Raw genomic sequence first — 20091 nt, forward strand, 5'->3', positions numbered from 1 at the left:
GGCGGGAGACCGGAGGTGGAAGAATGCACGCCATGCCACACGCCGCCCACTCCGCGCCGACGCGCCAGCGCATCATCACCGCCGTCCTGCAGATCATCGGCGAGGACGGAGTAGCGGCGGTCACCAACCGGCGGATCGCCAAGGAAGCGGGCGTGTCCCTCGGCTCGGTCACCTACCACTTCGAGACCCAGCACGAGCTGTTGCGGGAGAGCCTGCTGCACTTCGTGCGCGAGGAGGCGCGGCACTTCACGGAGCTGGCCGAGCAGTGCCAGACGGAGGGCCTGGACGTCGAGGACGCGGCGTTGCTGGCCGGTCAGGTCGCCTGCGGCTCCGCACTGGACAGCGCCCATCTCGCACCCTTCGAGCTGTATCTCCAGGCCGGACGCGACGAGCGCCTGCGGGAGGCGGCGGCCGAGGCGTTCCGGGCCTACGACCTGCTCGCCGCCCGGATCCTCAGCGCGCTCGGCGTCCCGGACGCCGAACGCCTCGCCGCCACGACGGTCGCCCTCGTGATGGGCCTGCAGCTGCGCCGACTGGCCACGGGCAGCCCCGCCGAGGACCTGGTCGACGCCCTGCTGCTGCTCGTGCGCGGGGGCGTCGACCGGCCGGTCGCGAAAGCCTCAGGAGAGCCGGCGGCACAGTAGCGCGTCGGGCCCCGGGCGGCTGCCCACCCGGGTGGTGAAGGCGATGCCGGCGGCGTACTCGCCGTCGGCGCACTGGCCCTTGTGGTCGCCGTACGCGAAATCGCCGCCGGAGGCGTCGCCGGGACGGTTGTCGGACCGGTCGAACCACACCGTGCGGCCCGCTCCCGCGAGGGGGTGCTCCGCGGGCGCGCACAGGGCCGCCGACACCCGCTCCCCGCGGACGCTGTACCCGATGAGGAAACCGCCCTCGGGGCACTGCAGCTTGGTGTACCCCGACGCCCAGTCGCCGCCGGCCGGGACGTACCGCTCGTCCGTGACGACCGTCTGCCCGGCGGCGGTCGCCCGCAGATCGCCCGGAGCGCCGGCCGTGCCATCGGTGCACAGACCGCGGCCGCCGGTGTGGCCGAGGCCGATCAGCCGCAGCCCGTCCGGGCACGTGGCCTTGTACGCCCCCGGGTCCCAGTCGCCCGTGGCCCGCACCCGCAGCGACTCCACCGCGTCGCCGTGGTCCACGGAGAGCATCCGCCACACGGGGACGGCCGCCACCGGACCGGTCAGGCTCGGCGCGGTCATGAGGTGCTGCCACGCCGCGGCGCGCCAGTCGCCCGCCTCCAGGATGCCGGAGCGGCGCCCCGCCGCGTCGTACCGCAGCAGCGCCCAGTCGTCGTGGCCGGTGAAGCCGACCAGCGGCCAGAACGCGAAGTCGGTGTCGTGGTCGGCGAAGTAGTCGGTGACATCGCCGAACCAGGCACGCGCGGCGGGGCCGGTCTCGCCCGCGCCGATGCCGAACTCGCTGACCCAGACGGGGGCGGTGTAGTGCCGGCCCGTCTCCTCGGCGAAGAACGCCTCGTCCTGGAGCGCCGCGTACAGATCGTCACGCGACAGGTCCTGGTAACGGGCGTCGTGCGTCTCGCCGACGCCGGTCGCGCCGCTGTGGTGCGGGCCGGTGTAGCCGTAGAAGTGCGCGGAGTACACCAGTTTGCGGGCGTCGACGAGGGTGTGGGAAAGGGTGCGGGCGGGCGTGAGGACGGGCCGGCCGTGGGGGAGTCCGTCCGCCGGGATGCCCGTCCAGTTGATGCCCTCGACGACGATGAGCAGACGCGGGTCGGCCTCCGTGAGAATGCGGTCGGCGGCGAGCTGGGCCGCGGCGTACCAGTCGTGGCCGTCGCCCATGCCCCAGTTGGGGTCGTCCAGCACATCGCGCCGCACCTCGTTGTACAGGTCCGCGCCCACCACGCGGGGCACGCCGGCGTAGCGGCGGGCCATGAAGACCCAGTCGTCGGTCCACTGCCGCGTCGTCTGCGAGCTGTTCCAGCGCTCGTTGCCGTCGACGCCGCAGCACCAGCGCGAGGTGTTCGTGTGGTTGTTCAGGATCACGGCGAACCCGCTCGCGCTGAGCGCGTCGACCACGGCGTCGTAGACCCCCAGCGGTGTCCTGCCGCGCAGCCCGGGATTGGCGGCGACGGCGCTGTCGGGGACCGGGGTGGTGCTGTGGACCATCTCGTTCGAGAACGGCAGCCGGACGGTGTTGACGCCCAACTGGTGGAAGTCGTCCATCAGTTGGGGCAGCGGTACGCGGTCGAGGCCGAGCGGGATGCCGTGGGAGTCCTGTCCTGCGTGGTGGTCGGCGGGATCGGTGATGTCACCGCTGCCCGTCCATGAGCCCTGCGCCCCGTCCCAGTTGGCGCCCCTGAGCCGGAAGCGGTGCCCCTGGCTGTCCACGATGAAGCGGCCCCGGGTCGACAGGGGAGCGGACCAGGAGGCCGGTGCCGTGGTGTCAGCCTCCGCCACCGCACGGGCCGTTGGCGCGGCGGACACCGCGGGGGAGGTGGCGGAGGCGAGCAGGAAGCCCGCGACTGCGGCGGTCAGGCGCAGGACGGCAGGGGCGATCGGCATCTGGGGAGCCCTTGACTGTAGGGGGTCGGGGGAGTGGGGCTACCAGGGGGACGACGTCGGTCTGGTGGGCGGAGTGTCCACCAGGAGACACGGTTCAGGGAAGAGGCGGAACAGGTGGAAGAGGCCCGGCCTGCAGGGCCCGGGCGACGAGCAGGGCCACGTCGTCGTGGTCGTCGGGGTGGCGCAGCCCGTACAGCAGCACGTCGCAGGTCTCCTCCAGCGGTCTGCGCGGCTCGTCGAGGAGGCCCAGCAGGGCGTTCAGCCGGTCGTCGATGGAGTGCTGCCGGGTCTCCACGAGCCCGTCGGTGTAGAGGACCAGCACATCGCCGGGGCGCAGCGCGACGGTCGTCGTCTCGAACCGTACGCCGCCGACACCGAGAGGTGCCCCGGCCGGCAGCTCCAGGAGCCTCGACGCGTCGCCGGGCCGCGCGAGCGCGGGCGGCATGTGTCCGGCGTTGGCGATGCTGCACCGCCCCGTGCCGGGGTCGTACGCCGCGTACAGGCACGTGACGATGTAGTGCTCCAGATCGCAGGTGATCTTGTCCAGGTGCTGGAGGACCGCGCCCGGGTCGAGATCGAGATCGGCGTAGGCGCAGGTGGCGGTACGCAGCCGGCCCATGGTGGCGGCCGCGTCGATGCCGTTGCCCATCACGTCGCCCACCACCAGCGCGGTCTTGTCGTCGGCCAGCGGAATGACGTCGTACCAGTCGCCGCCGACCTCGCTGGTGGCCTGCGCGGGCTGGTAGCGGGAGGCGAGCTCCAGGCCTGTGTGGTGCGCCGAGTGCTCGGGCAGCAGACTGCGCTGCAGGGTGAGGGCGGTGTTGCGGACGCTCTGGAACCAGCGGGCGTTGTCGATGGCCACGGCGGCCCGGCCGGCGAGCTCGGCGGCCAGGACGACGTCGTCCTCGTCGAACGGCGCCGGATTGCGCGTCCGCTTGAGGTCCAGGGCGCCGAGCACCTCGCCGTGGGCGACCAGCGGCACGGCGAGATACGAGTGGACGCCGGCCCGCCCCAGCAGCTCACCGGCCGCCGCGTCCCGGGCGATGCGCGGCAGGTCCCGCGGCCCCACATGGCGCACCAGGACCGGCCGCGCCGTGTGGACGCACAGGGTGACCAGCCGGTCGCCCTCGTACGCGGCGAGGTCGCCCGGCGGGTCGGCGGCGCGCAGCGCGACCGTGGGATGGGCCGCTTTCAGGGCCAGCGCCCGGAAGATCTCCGGGCCGTTGCCCCGTCTGCGCATACGACCGCAGGACAGCGCGGAGTCGAGGACGTCCACGGCGACCACGTCGGCCAGCGCGGGCGCGGCGATCTCGGCCAGTTCACGGGCCGTCTGCTCCACGTCCAGCGCGGTGCCGACCCGCGCGGAGGCGTCCGCGATGAGTGCCAGGCGCCGCCGCGCCCGGTCGGCCTCGGCCGCCGCGCGGTGCCGCTCGGTGACGTCGACGACCGAGGCGGCCGCGCCCAGGACCCGCCCGCCGGGATCCTCCAGCCGGTAGAAGGACAGCGACCAGGCGTGCTCGCGGCCGGGATCGGCCGAGGGGCGGCCGACGTGGTACTGGTCCAGCAGGGGCGTACCGGTGGTGAGCACCTGACGCAGCGCGGACTCGACGGTGGCGACGTCCGGGAAGGGCAGGGTCTCCCGCAGATGGCGGCCGATGTGATCCTCGGCGGGAATGCCGTCGATCCGCTCCAGCGCCGGATTGACCAGCAGATACTTCAGGTCCGGGTCGAGGAGGGCCAGACCGATCGGGGACTGGTTGATCAGCTGCTCGCACAGCGCCAGATCCGTCTCGACGCGCTGGAGCAGGGTGTGGTCGGCCGCGATGCCGAGGGCGTAGACGTCCCCGAGGTCGTCCAGCAGCCGCATGGCCCGGAACTCCGTCAGCCGGCTGCCGCCGTCCTTGTGCCGGACCGGAAAGGCCCCGGCCCAGCCCCGGCCGGTCTCCAGCACCTCCGTGAACAGACTCACCACGGCCTGCAGATGGTCCGGATGGATGAGCAGGCGCGCGGCGTGCTTGCCGAGGGCCTCCTCCGCGGAGTAGCCGAACAGTTCCTCGGCCTGCGGGGTCCAGAACACGATCCGGCCCCGGGTGTCCAGGGCCACCGCGGCCACGCTCAGCACGTCGAGCAGCCCGGTCGGCCGGGGCAGCCCGGTGCGCTGCTCCTCGTGGCCGGCTTCGAAGGAGTCCACCGCCATGCCTCACCTCCACCGGCCGGGCGGGCACGCACAGGCGCTGACGACCGGTACCCCCATGGTCCCTCCGGCCTCGGCCTGGGCCCAACCGCAGGGCGGGGGCGTGGACCGTCCGGCCCTGCACATCCACCGCCGAACTGACTCATAGTGGTCTACGGGTGTAACTGATGGAACCTGCGCGCAAGGGCTTCTCCGCGGCGGCCGCACCCGGGGGACCGGGTGATCTCTTCGACGCGTCCACCGACGCGGCCGCGGTGATCTCGGAACACGGCGTGGTGGTCGGCTGGACCCGCGGCGCCGCGGCACTCCTCGGCTACGCGGCCCCGGACGTCATGGGCGCGCGCGCCGCGGGCCTGCTGGCCATGCCCGGGGACCCCGTACGGCTCGCCGGCGTCGTGGAGCGCTGCCGCGGGGGCCACGGCTGGAGCGGGCAGATCGCCGTACGGCACCGCGACGGCCGCCGCCTCGACATCCAGTTGCGGGTCTCGGCGTCGTTCCCCATGGGCGACACCGAGTGCTTCCTGGTGTCCGCCCGTGATGAGCGGCAGCGGTGGACCATGGGGCAGACCGTCCTGGACGGGTTCCTGACCCGCTCACCGGTCGGCATGGCGGTCATGGACACCGAGCTGCGGTACGTCTGGCTGAACGACACCCTGGAGCGGTTCGGCGGGGTCCCCCGGGACGAGCGGCTCGGGCGCCGGCTCAGCGAACTGCTGCCCGGCCTGCAGGCGGAGGCCCTGGAGAGCCTCATGCGCAAGGTGCTCGCGACGGGCCTGCCGGTGACCGACTACGAGTACGTGGGCTGGAGCTGGGCCGACCCGCACCGCCCGCACGCCTACTCGACCTCGTTCTTCCCCCTGGTGGACGCCGACGGCACCGCCACCGGCGTCTGCTACCTGGTCCAGGACGTCACCGAGCGATGGACCGCCCGCCAGCTGCTGACCATGGTCAACGAAGCCGGCACCAGCATCGGCACGACACTCGACGTGCTGCGGACCGCCCAGGAACTCGCCGACTTCGCCGTCCCGCGCTTCGCCGACTTCGTCATCGTCGACCTGCTGGAAGCCGTGCTCAGCACCGAGGGCCACGGAACCTGGCTGACCGACGCCGGACCCGCGCCCGCCCGGCCGGCGATGCGCCGCGCCGCGCTGCGGTCGGTGCGCGACGGCTGCCCCGAGGCCGTCGCACAGGTCGGCGACCGGGTCGACTTCCTCCCGCCGCCCCACGACGGCAGCCTCCTCACGGAGGGCGAGCCGCTGCTCATCCCGGTCCTCGACCCCTCCGACGAGCTGTGGCTCACCCGGGAGCCCCTGCGCACGGAACGCATCCGCGAGTTCGGCCTGCACTCGCTCATCGCCGTGCCCATGCGGGCCCGGAACACCGTCCTCGGCCTCACCACGTTCGCCCGGTCCCTCAACCCCGTCTCCTTCGCCACCGACGACGTCCTGCTGGCCCGGGAGCTGGTGGCCCGAGCGGCGGTGTGCGTCGACAACGCCCGCCGCTACACCAGGGAGCACACGGCGGCGCTCACCCTGCAGCGCAGCCTGCTGCCCCCCGCCGTGACGGGCGGTACCGCGCTGGAGGTGGCCTCCTCCTATCTCCCGGCGGACCCCTCGGACGGTGTCGGAGGCGACTGGTTCGACGTGATCCCGCTGTCCGGCGCACGGGTGGGACTCGTCGTCGGCGACGTGGTGGGCCACGGCATCACCGCGGCGGCGAGCATGGGCCGGCTGCGCACGGCGGTGCAGACCCTCGCCGCCATGGAGATGCCGCCCGACGAACTGCTCGCCCATCTCGACGACCTCGTGCTCCTGCTGAGCGACGAGGAGACCGCCGCCGGCACCACCGCGCGAAGCACCTTCATCGGCGCGACCTGCGTCTACGCCGTCTACGACCCGGTCAGCAGACGGTGCACGATGGCCCGGGCCGGACACCCGCCGCCCGTCGTCGTCGCCCCCGACGGACACGTCCGCTTCGCCGACATCCCCGCCGGGCCCCCGCTCGGGCTGGGCGGCATGGCCTTCGAGGCCACCGAGATCGAACTGGCCGAGAACACCGTCTTCGGCCTCTACACCAACGGTCTGATCGAAGGCCGGGACCGTGACGTGGAGCGCGGCATGGCCCGGCTCGGCGAGGTACTCGCCCACGGCGGGAAGGACCTCGACTCGCTGTGCACGTCAGCCGTGCGGCAGCTCCTGACCGTGCCCCAGCCCGACGACATCGCCCTCCTCCTGACACGCACCCACGCCCTCGGGGCCGACCGGGTCGCCTCCTGGGACGTCCCCCCCGACCCCGCCTCCGTCGGCATCCTGCGCGCCCAGGCCACCCGCCAGGTCGAGGCCTGGGGCCTGGGCGAACTGGCCATCACGACGGAACTCGTGGTGAGCGAACTCGTCACCAACGCCATCCGCTACGCCACACCGCCCATCCGGCTACGACTCCTCCGCGACGCCCGCCTCACCTGCGAGGTCGCCGACTCCAGCAGTACCGCCCCCCGGCTCAGACACGCCCGGATCACGGACGAAGGCGGGCGCGGGCTCTTCCTGGTGGCCCAGCTCACCCAGCGCTGGGGCGCCCGGTACAGCGGCGACGGAAAGGTCATCTGGGCCGAACAGGAGATTCCCTGAGCCCGGATTTGCCTTCGAGTGGACTCCAGCATCCAGACTGTCGGTGACGGAACCCCTGCCGAGAACAGAACAGGACGGCGGCAGCCGATGGCAACCACCAGCAAGGCGGAGCATCCTCTGCCGTACGACACCTACCGCGAGGCCGTCGCCCGCGAGACCCTGCGCTTCGCCGAGGTGGTCAGGGGCGCCGACCCGGCCGCCGCCGTACCCTCCTGCCCCGACTGGACCCTGGCCGACCTCACCCGGCACGTGGGTTCCCTGCAGCGCTGGTTCTGCACCCTGCTGACCCGGCTGGTGCAGGAGCCTCCCCGCAGCCGCGACGTCGAGCTGGGGCTGCCGGAGAACCCGCGGGACTATCCCGACTGGGTGGCGGCCGGGGTGCCCGGTGTGGCGGCGGTCCTGCGGGACACCGACCCCGAGGCGCCGATGTGGGTCTGGGGCGAGGACCGGCACGCGCGGTTCTGGGCCCGCCGGATGCTCTTCGAGACCCTGGTGCACCGGGTGGACGCCGAGCGTGCCGTCGGCCTGGAGCCGGACCTCGACCCGGTGCTCGCCGCGGACGGCGTGGACGAGTTCCTCGTCAACCTGCCATACGCCGGTCTCTTCGCTCCCGGCGTGACCAAGCTGCGCGGCGACGGCGAGACCCTCGCGTTCCGGTGCACGGACCTCGGCGAGGGGCCCGGCGAGGAGTGGCGGGTGCGGCTGGACCCGGACGGCTTCCGCCTGGTGCCGCGGGAAGAGCGCGAGGCCGGTGCGGCCGAGCCGGTCACGGCGGCGGTGCGCGGACAGGCAGGGGACCTGCTGCTCCTCCTCTACGGACGGCGGTCGTACCAGGACTCCGCCTTCGAGGTCTGCGGACGGACCACGGTCCTGGACACCTGGTTCGCCCACACGGCCTTCTGACACGGGCCGCGTTCACCGGGCCGGTGACCCGACCGGCGGCTGCTCGGGATGCAGGCAGACCGCGAGGGCCGCGGTGTCGTCCTGCAGACCGTTGTGGCTGTAGTCCAGCAGGTCGTCATGGAGCCGTTCGAGCAGCTCCTTCGGCGGGAGCGGCCCCCAGGAGCGGAGGCGCTGGAGCAGCGGATAGAAGGTGCCGGCCGCGTCCCGCGTCTCCGTGACGCCGTCGGTGTACAGGAGCAGCTGATCGCCGGGCCCGAAGGGATACACCTCCAGGCGGAACGGGTCCTCGACCAGCATGCCGAGGTTCAGGGGCGGTGCCGGCCGCCCGCTCTCCAGTTCGCGCACCTCGTCGGCCCGGAGCGAGATCGGCGGCGGGTGACCGCAGTTGACGAGGCGGACGAGCCGGCCGTCGGCGGGGATCTCGACGAAGACCGCGGTGACGAACCGCTCGCTCGTCTCGGTCCCCCCGAGCTGTGTCGCCCGGCGGCTCATGCTCGTGTCCACCCGGTCGGCGAGGGCGGGCAGTTCCGGTTCGTCGTAGACCGCCTCGCGGAACGCCCCGAGCAGCGCGGCGGCGGTCTCGACCGCGAGCAGTCCCTTGCCGCGGACGTCGCCGATGACCAGGCGGACCCCGAAACGGGTGGGCACGGCCTCGTACAGGTCGCCGCCGATGCGGGCCTCCGCCGCCGCCGAGAGGTACAGGCTCTCCAGACGGAGGTGGCCGATCCGGTGCGGCACGGGTCGCAGCAGGACGCGCTGCGCGATCTCGGCCACGAACCGCACGTCGGCGAGGGTGCGTTCGCGCCGGATCCGGTGGGCGGCCAGGATCGTGCCGAGGGCGCCCACGAGGGCCGTACAGACATAGGACGCCACGTAGTGACGGTCCCACAGATAGCCGACGGACCGGCCCGCACAGCACGGGGTGCCGGCCAGCACCCCTTCGAGGACCAGGGCGAACATCGTGGCCGCGGCGACGACCCCGGGGCCGTGCGCGAACGCCGTGACCAGGGGTACGGCGATCAGCACGAAGCTCACCGGCCAGTCCACGGGCGTGACGGGCTCCAGCAGCAGTACGGCGGCGACGTACAGGAGCGGAAGCCAGCGCAGCCACGCCGGAGGCGCCGGCAGCCGGGGCCGGGGCATCGAACCGTCCTCCGGCTCCCGGCCGGTCCGTTCGTACGTCACCCGACCAGCCTGATGGCCGGTGCCTCCGTACCCCGGTATTGCTCCACTCAACGGCATGTTCCGGCACCGGCTCACCGCCGCCGGGTCAGCCGGTGCCGAAGCCGACCGCGAAGACGTGCAGACCCCCGGCGGCGACATCGGACGGCAGGCGCACGCTGCTGACCGTCTTGCCCGGACTCAGTGCCACGGGCGTCGTCGCGAACACGTACGTCCGGGTGCTGTCGGACGCGGTCCCCGCGTGGTTGCGGTACGGCAGGGTCACCGCGACGGTGTTGTCGGCGCGCGGTGGGGCGGTGCCCGCGCTCAGCGTCCAGTCGGACAGGCCCACCGGGACCGACTGGGTCGTGCCGTCCGTGTAGATGACGGTCGCCGTGCCGGTCGCCGGACCGTTGTTGGCGGCACCCAGGAAGGAGATGCTGCCCGAGCCCGATGTCCGTACCGTCTGCCCGTTCGCCTCGTAGTTGTCCGGTGCGCCGGGTGCCACGTCGGGCCAGGTGAACGGCACGCCGTTGACGGTGACCTTCGAGCCGGGCGTGACGCCCGCGCCGGCCAGCGCGTGCGCGGAGTAGCTGTAGCCCGCACCGTCGAAGTTCGCCGAGGCCGCGGCGGTGTCCCCGGACGTCCCCACGTCGCTGTAGGAGGGCGCGCCCGGATAGGAGCGCGGGGCGGCGGACGGGTCCGAGGCCCAGGACGTGTCGGGGGAGGTGCCCAGGACGTAGCCGAGGGTGCCGCCGTCGGTCAGGGCGCCGTCGGGCGCGTGTGCCGCGTTCCAGGCCGTGCCGTTCCATGTGGCCGACTGGACGTACGGGGCGTCGTCCGCCGCGCCCTTGCCGTCGATCGTGAGGACGTGCCCGGACGGGAGGGTGATCAGCGCCTGGGTGAACAGCGGGCTGCCCAGGGCCAGGTCGGCGGTGCCGGGGGTCTCGGGATACATGCCGAGGGCGGACCACACGTACCACGAGCTCATCTCGCCCAGGTCGTCGTTGCCCGCCAGTCCGGACGGGCCGGCGGTCCAGATCTGGTCCTGGACCTGCCGGACGACCTTCTGCGTCTGGTACGGGCGGCCGATGTAGTCGTACTCCCAGGGGATGTTGAGGCTGGGCTCGTTGCCCAGGTCGGTGTATCCGCCGGCGCCGGTCAGCGAGGACAGGTCCGTGTCCAGGTACGTGGCCATGGCCGCGTCACCGCCCATGGCGGTCGCCAGCCCGTGCAGGTCGAACGGCACCATCGGCGTGTACTGCCAGGAGTCACCCTCGACGAAGTTCCTGCCCGAGGTCGGTGAGAAGCCCGCCGTCCACGAACCCGAGGCGTCGCGCGGCTGGACGAATCCGCTGCCGTGGTGGAACAGGTTCTGCCAGCCCTGCGCGCGGTCCGCGAACCGCCGCTGATCGGCGGTGTGGCCGAGGGCGCCGGCGAGGGCCGAGACGGCGAAGTCCGCCGAGTCGTACTCGAGCGTGGTGGAGGCCGCGCCGTAGAAGTTGCAGCAGCCGTACTTGCCGTTGCTCGGCAGCCAGCCCAGCTGCTCCAGGTAGGCGAGCCCGGGCCGGTTGTCGTTGGGGACGGTGGCGTCCGCGATCATGCCCTTGAGTGCGGTGGCGGTGTCGAAGTTCCGGGCTCCGAAGGCGTAGTAGTCGGCGAGGATCTCGTCCGCCGGGTCGCCCACCATGACGTGCGTCTCGCCGTTGTTCTCCGACCACTTGGGGAACAGGCCGGTCTGGCGGTAGTCGTCGACCATCGACTGGGCGGTGTCCGAGGCGACCTGAGGCGCGACGAGGGCCTCCAGCTGGGCCTGCGAGCGGTAGACGTCCCAGCCCGAGTAGTTGGCGTAGGCGGCGCCGTGGCCCTGGTCGACGGTGTGGGTCCTGCCGTCGAAGCCGGGATAGCGGCGGTTGGTGTCGCTGATCACGTTCGGATGCAGCAGCGCGTGGTAGAGCGCTGTGTAGAAGACGCTCTGCTGAGCGGGCGTACCGCCGGCGATCCGCACCCGGCCGAGGAGGGACTTCCAGGCGTTGTGCGCCGCGCCGCGGACCTTGGCCAGGTCCCAGCCGGGGTTCTCCGCCTGCCGGTTCCCCGCCGCGTCGGCCGCCGACACGTAGGAGATGCCGACCTTGGCCTGAACGGCCCGGTGGGTGGTGGTGTCGAAGGTGACGTAGCCGTCGGAGCCGCTCGCCAGGGGAGCGAAGGCGTGGGGTGTACGGGGCACGGAACCGTGCAGCACCGGCTTGTTCGGTGCCTCGGGGGCGCTGGGCGGGGCAACCGTTCTCGGCGTGGTGGGTGTGGCGGCGGCCAGCGCGGTACCGCTGTGGCGGAACGGCTGGTCGAAGACCATGTCGTAGTAGACGGTGTAGGAGTTGCCCTCGCCGCAGAAGTTCCCGCTGCTGACCTTCCCGCGCACCTCCTTGTCGTTGACCACATCGAACTGCGCGGCGGTGTCACCGTTCTCGCTGCCCGTCAGTTTGAACAGGAGGTTCGCCTGGGTGCTGGACGGGAAGGTGAAACGGGCCATCCCGCTGCGGGTGGTGGCGGTCAGTTCCGTCGTGACGCCGTTGTCCAGGGACACCGTGTACGAGCCGGGGCCGGCGGACTCGTTCGCGTGCGAGAAGCCGACCGTGGCGGCGGTGTCCACCGCGCCGACGGTCGGCAGTACCGGGATGTCACCGGCGGCCCGGCAGCCCGGTCCCGCGATATGGGTCAGGCCGAAGCCGGTGACGGCGGAGTCGCCGTACTCGTAGCCGCCTCCGTCCGGGCGGTGGGGGCTGGTGTCGGGGCTCCACTGGACCATCCCGAACGGGGTGTCGGCCCCCGGGAAGTCGTCGGCGGCGTGCGTGGTCCCGATGAAGGGGTTCACCAGCAGGGCCGGATCGGACACCGGGGCCAGCCGGACGGGATCGGCCTGGGCGGGAGCGTAGGCGGCACCCACGACCAGGGCGCCGGCGGCGAGCACGGACAGGAGGCGGAACGGCACCATCGTGACCATGTCCCTTCGACAACGTTGTCCCGAAAACTGGCCCCTTTGGCCCCTGCTGTCAAGCACACGCGGTACAGAACCAGCCGTTCGCCTGACGTGACGTCATATTCCGGCAGGGCCGGACCGGTTGGCGCGGGAGAACACATCCCACAGGGCCAAAGCGGCGTGTCTTACGGCCGTACGGCGCTCCGACAGCGGCTCGGTGGCCCGGAGATTGCGGCCGAGCCGACGGCTCAGGGTGCCACGCCTGTGTCCGTCGGCAGTCGCAGCCGGAACAGGGCGCCGCCTCCCGGGGCCTGGTGGGCGGTGAGTTCGGCGTGGTGGGTGTGGGCGATCTGCCGGGCCATGGCCAGGCCGAGGCCCGAGCCGGGAAGGGCACGCGCGGTGCGGGCCCGGTAGAAGCGGTCGAACACATGAGGAAGGTCGGCCGAGTCGATGCCGGGACCGTGGTCGCGGACGGTGATCTCCAGCCCTTCGCCGTCCGCCGGCCGGTGCGCCGCCACCTCGACGGGGCCGCCGGGCGGAGAGAACTTCGCGGCGTTGTCCAGCAGGTTGGAGAACAGCCGCGTCAGCCGGCTCGGCACCGCGGCGGTCAGGGCGGATGCCGCCGAGGGACCGCTGTCGAGGGTGAAGGGGACATGGGGCCAGTGATCGCGGGCGGCCGCCACCGCGTGCTCCAGCAGTGCCGTCGGCCGCACCAACTCCAGGGCCTGCTCCGGCTCTTCGCCGCGCGCCAGGTCGATCAGGTCGTTGACCAGCGTGGTCACCTCCCGCAGCTGGCGGGTGAGGGCGCCGGTCGCCCGCTCCCGCTGGCGCGCGGTCAGCTGCTCGGCCCGCAGCAGGATCTCCGCGTTGGCGCGCAACGCCGTCAGCGGCGTCCGCAATTCGTGCGAGGCGTCGGCGACCAGGCGCCGCTGCGCGGCGAGCGACTCCTCCAGGGCGTCGAGCATGGTGTTGAAGGAGACGGCGAGCCGGCCGATCTCGTCCTCGCTGCCTCGTGACTCGGGGGGCAGCTCGATACGGAGTCCCGCGTCACGCGTGGCGGTGATCCGCTCCGCGGTCGACGTCAGCCGGCTCACCGGAGCCAGACCCGACCGGGACACCCAGTAGCCCAGCAGCGCCGCGACCGGCACCCCCGCCCCGCCGATCACGGCGAGCAGTCCGGCGGCCTGCCGCTCGGCGTGCCGCACCCCGTCCGAGCGGAGCGCGACCTGCATGGCCAGCCCTCGGCGGGCCGGCGTGGTCAGCACCCGCACCGGATGACCGTCCACCGAGGCCGTACTGAAGTACGGGGCCCGGCGGCGGCCGGCGACCTCGCGCACCGCGCCGGTGACGGGCAGCAGATAGGCCCGGCGAGGGTCGGCGGCGGAAGACTCGGAGACCAGTTGGGCACAGGCGGGCGCGGCCAGGTACCGGCACTCCCCGGCCTGCACCCCGGGGCCTTCCTGCCGGTGCTGCTGCAGAGCCAGCGTGGCCGCCTGCGTCAGCTGCAGGTCGAACTGCCGGTGCAGGGTGTAGACGGTGACGGCGTACGCGCCCGCGCACACCGCCAGCGCCACGCCCGCCACCGCTGCCGACGCGGTCAGCGCGAGCCGGCGGCGCAGCGGAGGGCGCCGGTGCCGGCGGAGCCGCGTCACCGCTCGTCCAGCCGGTAGCCGACGCCGTGCACGGTGTGCACGAGCCGCGAGGCGCCGTCGGCCTCCAGTTTCCGGCGCAGGTAGCCGATGTAGACGGCGAGGGAATTGGAGTCGGGACCGAGGTCCCGGCCCCACACCCAGCGCGTGATCGTCTCCCGCTCCAGCACCTGCCCGGGGTGGCGCAGCAGCAGGTCCAGCAGGCTCCATTCGGTGCGGGTGAACTCCAGCCGCCGCCCGCCGCGCTGCCCTGTGCGGCTCTGCGGGTCCACCACCAGGTCGGCGAAGCGCAGCTGCGCGGACGGAGCCGGCGTGGCCGGGCCGGCGCGGCGCAGCAGGGCGCGCAGCCGGGCCGCCAGCTCGTCCAGCGCGAACGGCTTGACCAGGTAGTCGTCCGCTCCCGCGTCCAGTCCGTCGACGCGGTCGCTGACCGCGTCGAGCGCGGTCAGCACCAGGATCGGCGTACGGTCGCCGAGGGCCCGCAGCTGCCGGCACACCGCGAGCCCGTCCACCACCGGCATCATCACGTCCAGCACCAGTGCGTCCGGCTCCCAGCGCGCCACGGCCGCCAGGGCCGCGTGTCCGTCCGCCGCCCCCTGGACGGTGAAGCCCTCCAGGGCGAGGCCGTCCTCCAGGGCGGCGCGTACCTCGGGGTCGTCGTCCACGACCAGCACGCGTGAGTCACCGGCGGGGGACACGTCCTGAGCAGCGTCGTTCATGGGGTCCAGCCTGCCAAAGGGTGCTCTTAAGAGCTTCTTAGAACAGGCCGCGACCTGCCGGGCGGACTCCCCCTCCCCCGAGCCGCCACGCCTTCTGGCGGGACGTCAGAGGATCTCCTCCTCCTCCGGAACGACGACCTGGTCGATCAGCCGCTGGATCTGTTCGCTGGGCAGGGCGACCGCCATGGCCCAGTAGTAGACGAGGAGACTGAACACGGACACGACACCGATGTCCCACCACAGCGGGAACCAGGGGTGCTTGAGCGGACCGAAGTCGCTGAGGTAGACGATGAGCCCCATGCCCACCAGGTAGACCGGCAGCCACTGCGCGGCCCGCAGGTCGAGCTGGGGGGTGATGGGGTTCATCTTGAACACCCGGTTGGCGATCAGGATGACGTAGCCGAGCAGGATGGCGACGCCGAGTTTCCAGTCGGTAGTCCAACCCGACCACAGGATCAGCAGGTTGGCGACGATGAAGGCGAGCGGCGAGAGCCAGCCGCCGCCGGGCAGCCGGTAGGGACGGTGGGCCTCGGGCAGCCGGTTGCGGAACACCCCGAAGGAGAGCGGGGCACCGGCGTACATCAGCACACTGGCACTGGTGATCAGGCCGACGAGGGAACGCCAGCTGGGGAACGGCAGGAAGCAGACGCAGCCGATCACGAAGGCGGTGATCAGACCGACCCAGGGAACACCGCGCCGGTTGGTGGTCTCGAAGGCGGAGGGCACGTAACCGTTGCGGCTGAGGCCGTAGGAGACCCGGGAGGAACCGGTGATGTAGATGAGACCGGTGCCGGCGGGGGAGACCACGGCGTCGAGATAGAGGACCGTGGCCAGCCAGCCCAGGCTGATGAGCGTGGCGACCTGCGCGAACGGCCCGCTGAGCGCGGTGAACGCGGAGTTGGCCCAGTGGCTGCCGATCTGGGAGGCGGGCAGCGCGGCGAGGAAGGTGACCTGCAGGAGGATGTAGATCACGATGCCCAGGATGATCGACCCGATCACCGCGCGCGGGATGTCCCGCTTGGGGTTGGCGCTCTCGCCGGCCAGCTGGTCGGCCTGTTCGAAGCCCAGCAGCGCGAAGATGATGCCGCTGGTGGAGACGGCCGACAGGATGCCCTTGGCCCCGTACGGGTTGAAGCCGTCGGCCGCGGTGAAGTTGCCGGTGTGGAACTGGGCGATGGCGAACACGAAGATCGTCAGCAGCGGAATGCCGACCTTCCACCAGGTCGCGGCGCTGTTGGTACGGGCCAGCAGCCGGATGCTGAGGAAGTTGATGGCCGTGATGACCGCCATCAGACCGACCGCGACGGCGATGCCGGGCGGGGTCAGCACGTGCTCGCCGCCCTCCACCTTCTCCCAGCCGCTCGCCCAGGAGTAGTGCTGGCCGTAGGTGATCATCGCGAGCACCTCGATGGGTGCCACGGTGGCCGCCTGCAGCCAGGAGAACCAGCCGAACGACGCGCCCGCGGCGCCGCCGAAGGCGTAGTGCGGGAAGCGGGCGGTGCCGCCCGAGACCGGGTACATGCCGCCGAGTTCCGCGTGTACCAGCGCCAGGATCAGGATCGCCAGGCCGCCGATGGCCCAGGAGATGATCGCGGCCGGACCGGCGGCCGCCAGGGCGCCCTGTGCGCCGAAGAGCCACCCGGAACCGATGATGGAGCCTTCCGAGGCCCAGATGAGACCGACGAAGCCGATCTCACGCCGGAGACCGGGCTTGTGGGTCTTCGGACCGGGTGCAGTCTCTGACACGGCCATGGTCCACACCCTCTCGATGGGGTGATATTCACCCCTATCGTGCCACGGTGACCTTGTCTTGGCAGTGGACGTGCAGGCACGAACTTTCGGGACACGGGCAGGCGCGGACTTCCCCGGTGCGTCGGTTCATCTATGAGCCGGAGGCGGGGCCGGGGCCGGCCGGCGGGTCCCCGCCGACCGCCGCGCGGTACAGGGCCTGGGTGGCGGTGCCGAAGTACGCGCTGTAGGAGACCTGAGGGGTGTTGCCGCCGGTGTGGTAGCCGCCGATCACCCCGACGACCGCCCAGCCGTCGGGCTCGGGTACGAGCATCGGGCCGCCGCTCGTGCCGCCCACGAAGGCGTCGCAGGCGATGCGGGGGAACGTACCGGGGTCGGCCGGGTCGTCACTGTCCCATCTGGTGGTCCAGCTCCAGCACTCCAAGGGCTTCTCCGCCCCCGCCGGATAGCCGATCATCCGGACCGGGGCGTGGAAGTAGCCCGTCCCGGTGAGCAGCCGCACCCCGCCGACCGCGTCCTCGACGCGGGTGCCGTCCTGGTTGGCCTCGGTGACCGCGAAGGCGAAGTCGTAGCGGGCGCCCGCGTGTTCACCCAGGTCGTAGTACTCCTGCGGGACGTAGACGCCGTCGGTGCGCACCGGGAAGACCCCGAAGGGTTTGCGGGCGTCGTGGTACTGCGGCACGAAGGCCAGATGACGCTCGGAGCCGCCGGCATAGCCCTTCAGACAATGGCCGGCGCTCAGGACCAGGTCGCGGCCGGGGCTGCGTACGACGGACCCGCTGCAGGTGCGGCCGGTGCCGGTGGCGTCCGTCCAGAAGAAGGTGCCGGCCTGGGGGATGCCGTCGAAGCTCGCACTCGGCGGGATGTACTCGCCCGGCCGGGGCCCGTCCACCGCGGGGGACCCGTCGCGCGCCGCCGCACCCCCCTTGCTCCCCTTGACGAGGTCGGCGGGCAGCGCGGCCGCCATGCGGGCCGGGGTCCAGTAGGCGTCGAGCCGGGCGGCGAGCGGGTCCGGGCCGTCCGTGGTGCCGTCGGCGGATGCCGTGCTGGTGAGGCCGGCACAGAGCAGCAGGGCTGCCGTACCGACGGCGGCGAATCGCGCGATCCTGGTCCCGGGTCCCATCAGTTCCCCTCACAGCAGCCGCAAGTGACGGCCCACCATAAGCCCGCGGCAGCGGGCGGCACAGCGTCCGCCCCCGCGATTCGCGTACGGCGCGGCGGTACGGCTTCCGTCGACGGGGGCGTTCAAGCCATCGGGCGCGGCGGGGGTACGGTCGGCACCTCGTCGGCAGCGGGCGGCGGTCATGGCCGGGGTTGCTGGGTGGGGCGTCGGTGGCGGCGCGTCCGGCGCGCCGTCGAGCACGACCACGGCCGGCCCCCGCGTCGAGGACTGTCCCCATGCCCTCGGCCAAGGGTGTGCACCCTTCGCCGCGCCGACCGCTCGGGAAGTCGGTACCGGAGCCGAGGCCCAAGGCCATCGACGACCGTCCCGCGGCAGGCACCGCGATTGCTGGGGCACGCACACCGGCCTGCCGTCGTCGACGGCCCGCTTCCCCGGCGCCGGCCACTTCTAACCGGCTTCTTCCGTCGGCGCACCGGCGGGCCCCGGCCGCTTCCGGCCACAGGCATGGGCACGGGCATGGGCACGGGAGACGAGTGGAGCGTGTCCTCCTGGGTAGACGCCCCTACCAGCCATGGAGACGGTCCGCCGGCCACGGCGGAACGGGACCGTCGGCCAGGGACCGCACACGCACGGTCATGGGCCCTACCGGAAGGAGAAGGCCGATGAAGAAGCTGATACGGAGCGCCGGGGCGGCCGGCGCGGCCACCGCGATGGCCGCAGGTGCCCTCCTCGCCGCCGGCGGCACCGCTGCGGCGGCCACCGCGGGGCCGAGCGGACACGGCACCGTCGGTACCACGGCCGCGCTGCCCACCGCGCAGGGGACGCCCTGCCGAAGCGGCCCCGAACAACGGATCGACCCGTGGGTCGCCGGCCAGCTGGAGTGGTTCGCCCCTGCCGCTCGGCATCGCCTGGCAGTGTACGACCCGTGGGTCAAGGACCAGCTGACACGCTTCGCCTCTCCCTCCTGTTAGCCCTCGTACCGCTTCCGCTCGCACCCGCGAACCGCCGCGATCACTTCACGAACACCATGTCCGGGTACTTCGCGGACGGGCGTTCCAACAGCCGTCCGCTGCGGCCGCGCAGCCAGTGGTCGAAGTAGGCGGACACATAGGCCTCGTTGGTGCGTATCGCGGTGGCCGGATCGATGGTGCCGATGTCGTCGGTCCGGTCGCAGGGCGACAGATGCAGCTGCGGCACGAGGGCCTCGGCGTCGGTGAACGAGGCGTGCTCCGAGCCGAGCAGGGTCAGCTGGCGGTTCCACCCCGGGGTGTGGGCGCGGAACGCCTGCCAGCCGGGTCCGGTGTCGGTGTCGCCGTCCTTGCCCATGAGCAGCAGGGGGCGGTCGAGGCCGTGCTCGGCGACCGGCATCAGCGAGCCGTCGTAGTTCGTCAGGTTGCCGTCCATGTCGATGCCCGCGGTGATCCGGTGGTCGGCGTCCATCGCCAGTGCGGCGGCTGTGCCGCCCATCGAATGGCCGAACATGCCGACCTCGGCCACATCCAGCGCCCCGGTCAGGCCGTGGGGCAGCGGCTGTCCGTCCGCGTCGGGGTTCCGGCCGCTGTTCAGCTCCCGGAGCTGGTCCAGGACGAAGCGGGTGTCGGTGACCCGGACGGCCAGCGCCTTGCGCAGGAAGGAGTCGGTACCGTCCGAGGGCAGCGACAGGGTGGCCAGGGAGCCGTTCGGGAACTGGACCTCGGGCGACTCGTAGGTGTTGTCGATGGTGACGACCACGTAACCGCGGCTGGCCAGATCGGTCGCCGACGTCGTGCCCCAGGTGCGCGGTTCGCCCAGTCCCGGGGAGTAGAGCACCACCGGGAGCCGCCCGTGCCGCCCGGCGGCCACCGGGGCACTCCGGGTCACATGGGTGACGGTGCGCGCCCAGTCCGCCCGGCCGGCCGGGACATGCAGCCCGAGGTACCCGTCAGCCGTGACGTCGTCGAAGTGGGCGGCCGCCGCGGGCAGCATGTACGGCGCGGCCGGACGACCGGCCGTGTGTGTCGCGGGGTAGTACACGCTGACCATCAACTCGCGCGTGTCCTGCCCGGACCGCCAGGGATCGGGCCGTGAGCGGTCCACCAGGTGCAGGTCGACCTCCCCGACCCGGTACGGGCCGGTCGGGGCGGGGAGGGCGAGCGGACGGGAGGACGACGACGTGGTCGGACCGGCGGGGGCGGCACGGGCTGACGCGGCGGCGGGGAGAGCGGCGGTCAGCGTGCACAGCGCGGCGACCGCGCAGGCGGCGAGCGCTCGTCGCGGGGTGCCCCTGCGACGAGGGCGCGGGAGATGATTCGTCATGGACCAAGCCTGACGGCCCGTCGGCTCCCCACACATCCGGGGAAGCCCCCGATCTTGTCTCTCGGGGTATCCGTAGGGGTTCCCCCGGGAGCCCCTGTCCCGCCCCGGGAGCCCGTGGCCCGTGCCGGCAGCCCTGGCCCGTGCCGGGAGCCCT

General features: G+C 72.6%; 13 protein-coding genes. 4 read left to right on the top strand and 9 right to left on the bottom strand.

Annotated features, from left to right (window positions below):
• The first annotated feature begins 32 nt into the window (after window positions 1–32).
• Window positions 33–644, top strand: a complete 612-nt coding sequence (locus IO33_RS0124550; RefSeq protein ID WP_037685918.1) for a TetR/AcrR family transcriptional regulator — start codon at window positions 33–35, stop codon at window positions 642–644.
• Here IO33_RS0124550 and IO33_RS0124555 read toward each other — a convergent pair.
• Both IO33_RS0124555 and IO33_RS0124560 read right to left on the bottom strand, forming a co-directional pair.
• The gene (locus tag IO33_RS0124555) at window positions 621–2540 is read right to left on the bottom strand and encodes a glycoside hydrolase family 5 protein (RefSeq protein ID WP_031168626.1); all 1920 of its coding nucleotides are present in this window, start codon (window positions 2538–2540) and stop codon (window positions 621–623) included. The genes IO33_RS0124550 and IO33_RS0124555 overlap by 24 nt on opposite strands.
• Window positions 2541–2634: 94 nt before the next feature.
• Window positions 2635–4737, bottom strand: a complete 2103-nt coding sequence (locus IO33_RS0124560; RefSeq protein WP_051926928.1) for a SpoIIE family protein phosphatase — start codon at window positions 4735–4737, stop codon at window positions 2635–2637.
• A gap of 164 nt (window positions 4738–4901) precedes the next feature.
• On the opposite strand from IO33_RS0124560, the gene IO33_RS0124565 reads away from it, so the two are divergent.
• Entirely contained in the window at window positions 4902–7361 is a 2460-nt protein-coding gene (locus IO33_RS0124565; RefSeq protein WP_031168631.1) for a SpoIIE family protein phosphatase, read from the top strand.
• Between the two features lie 87 nt (window positions 7362–7448).
• The gene (locus IO33_RS0124570) at window positions 7449–8264 is read left to right on the top strand and encodes a maleylpyruvate isomerase family mycothiol-dependent enzyme (RefSeq protein WP_031168633.1); all 816 of its coding nucleotides are present in this window, start codon (window positions 7449–7451) and stop codon (window positions 8262–8264) included.
• Between the two features lie 12 nt (window positions 8265–8276).
• Here IO33_RS0124570 and IO33_RS0124575 read toward each other — a convergent pair whose 3' ends face one another.
• The 6 genes from IO33_RS0124575 to IO33_RS0124600 form a co-directional block, all read right to left on the bottom strand.
• A complete protein-coding gene (locus IO33_RS0124575) occupies window positions 8277–9449 on the bottom strand; it encodes a PP2C family protein-serine/threonine phosphatase (protein ID WP_245235874.1) in 1173 nt (390 codons plus the stop codon).
• 85 nt (window positions 9450–9534) lie between these two features.
• Window positions 9535–12417, bottom strand: coding sequence for a lectin (locus tag IO33_RS0124580; protein WP_078963889.1), 2883 nt, complete (start codon window positions 12415–12417; stop codon window positions 9535–9537).
• Between the two features lie 233 nt (window positions 12418–12650).
• Entirely contained in the window at window positions 12651–14054 is a 1404-nt protein-coding gene (locus tag IO33_RS0124585) for a sensor histidine kinase (protein WP_031168640.1), read from the bottom strand.
• The gene (locus IO33_RS0124590; RefSeq protein WP_051926930.1) at window positions 14051–14770 is read right to left on the bottom strand and encodes a response regulator transcription factor; all 720 of its coding nucleotides are present in this window, start codon (window positions 14768–14770) and stop codon (window positions 14051–14053) included. The genes IO33_RS0124585 and IO33_RS0124590 overlap by 4 nt, the downstream gene beginning before the upstream one ends.
• Window positions 14771–14875: 105 nt before the next feature.
• Window positions 14876–16522 (bottom strand): APC family permease, encoded by a 1647-nt coding sequence (locus IO33_RS0124595; protein WP_031168642.1) that lies wholly within the window; start codon window positions 16520–16522, stop codon window positions 14876–14878.
• Between the two features lie 130 nt (window positions 16523–16652).
• On the bottom strand, window positions 16653–17642 hold the full coding sequence (locus IO33_RS0124600) for a trypsin-like serine peptidase (protein ID WP_037685893.1): 990 nt from the start codon (window positions 17640–17642) through the stop codon (window positions 16653–16655).
• Window positions 17643–18304: 662 nt separating this feature from the next.
• Here IO33_RS0124600 and IO33_RS0124605 point away from each other — a divergent pair.
• The gene (locus IO33_RS0124605; RefSeq protein ID WP_031168645.1) at window positions 18305–18613 is read left to right on the top strand and encodes a hypothetical protein; all 309 of its coding nucleotides are present in this window, start codon (window positions 18305–18307) and stop codon (window positions 18611–18613) included.
• A 40-nt stretch (window positions 18614–18653) separates the two neighbouring features.
• Here IO33_RS0124605 and IO33_RS0124610 read toward each other — a convergent pair whose 3' ends face one another.
• Window positions 18654–19937 (bottom strand): alpha/beta hydrolase family protein, encoded by a 1284-nt coding sequence (locus IO33_RS0124610; RefSeq protein WP_031168647.1) that lies wholly within the window; start codon window positions 19935–19937, stop codon window positions 18654–18656.
• Window positions 19938–20091: the final 154 nt, after the last annotated feature.

It is taken from the genome of Streptomyces durhamensis (genome assembly GCF_000725475.1).
Lineage (GTDB): Bacteria > Actinomycetota > Actinomycetes > Streptomycetales > Streptomycetaceae > Streptomyces > Streptomyces filipinensis.

Coding starts and splice junctions, on each gene's coding strand:
- IO33_RS0124570 (WP_031168633.1), top strand. CDS start 7,449: ATGGCAACCACCAGCAAGGCGGAGCATCCTCTGCCGTACGACACCTAC.
- IO33_RS0124610 (WP_031168647.1), bottom strand. CDS start 19,937: ATGACGAATCATCTCCCGCGCCCTCGTCGCAGGGGCACCCCGCGACGA.
- IO33_RS0124600 (WP_037685893.1), bottom strand. CDS start 17,642: ATGGGACCCGGGACCAGGATCGCGCGATTCGCCGCCGTCGGTACGGCA.
- IO33_RS0124580 (WP_078963889.1), bottom strand. CDS start 12,417: ATGGTGCCGTTCCGCCTCCTGTCCGTGCTCGCCGCCGGCGCCCTGGTC.
- IO33_RS0124605 (WP_031168645.1), top strand. CDS start 18,305: ATGAAGAAGCTGATACGGAGCGCCGGGGCGGCCGGCGCGGCCACCGCG.
- IO33_RS0124550 (WP_037685918.1), top strand. CDS start 33: ATGCCACACGCCGCCCACTCCGCGCCGACGCGCCAGCGCATCATCACC.
- IO33_RS0124590 (WP_051926930.1), bottom strand. CDS start 14,770: ATGAACGACGCTGCTCAGGACGTGTCCCCCGCCGGTGACTCACGCGTG.
- IO33_RS0124560 (WP_051926928.1), bottom strand. CDS start 4,737: ATGGCGGTGGACTCCTTCGAAGCCGGCCACGAGGAGCAGCGCACCGGG.
- IO33_RS0124595 (WP_031168642.1), bottom strand. CDS start 16,522: ATGGCCGTGTCAGAGACTGCACCCGGTCCGAAGACCCACAAGCCCGGT.
- IO33_RS0124565 (WP_031168631.1), top strand. CDS start 4,902: ATGGAACCTGCGCGCAAGGGCTTCTCCGCGGCGGCCGCACCCGGGGGA.
- IO33_RS0124555 (WP_031168626.1), bottom strand. CDS start 2,540: ATGCCGATCGCCCCTGCCGTCCTGCGCCTGACCGCCGCAGTCGCGGGC.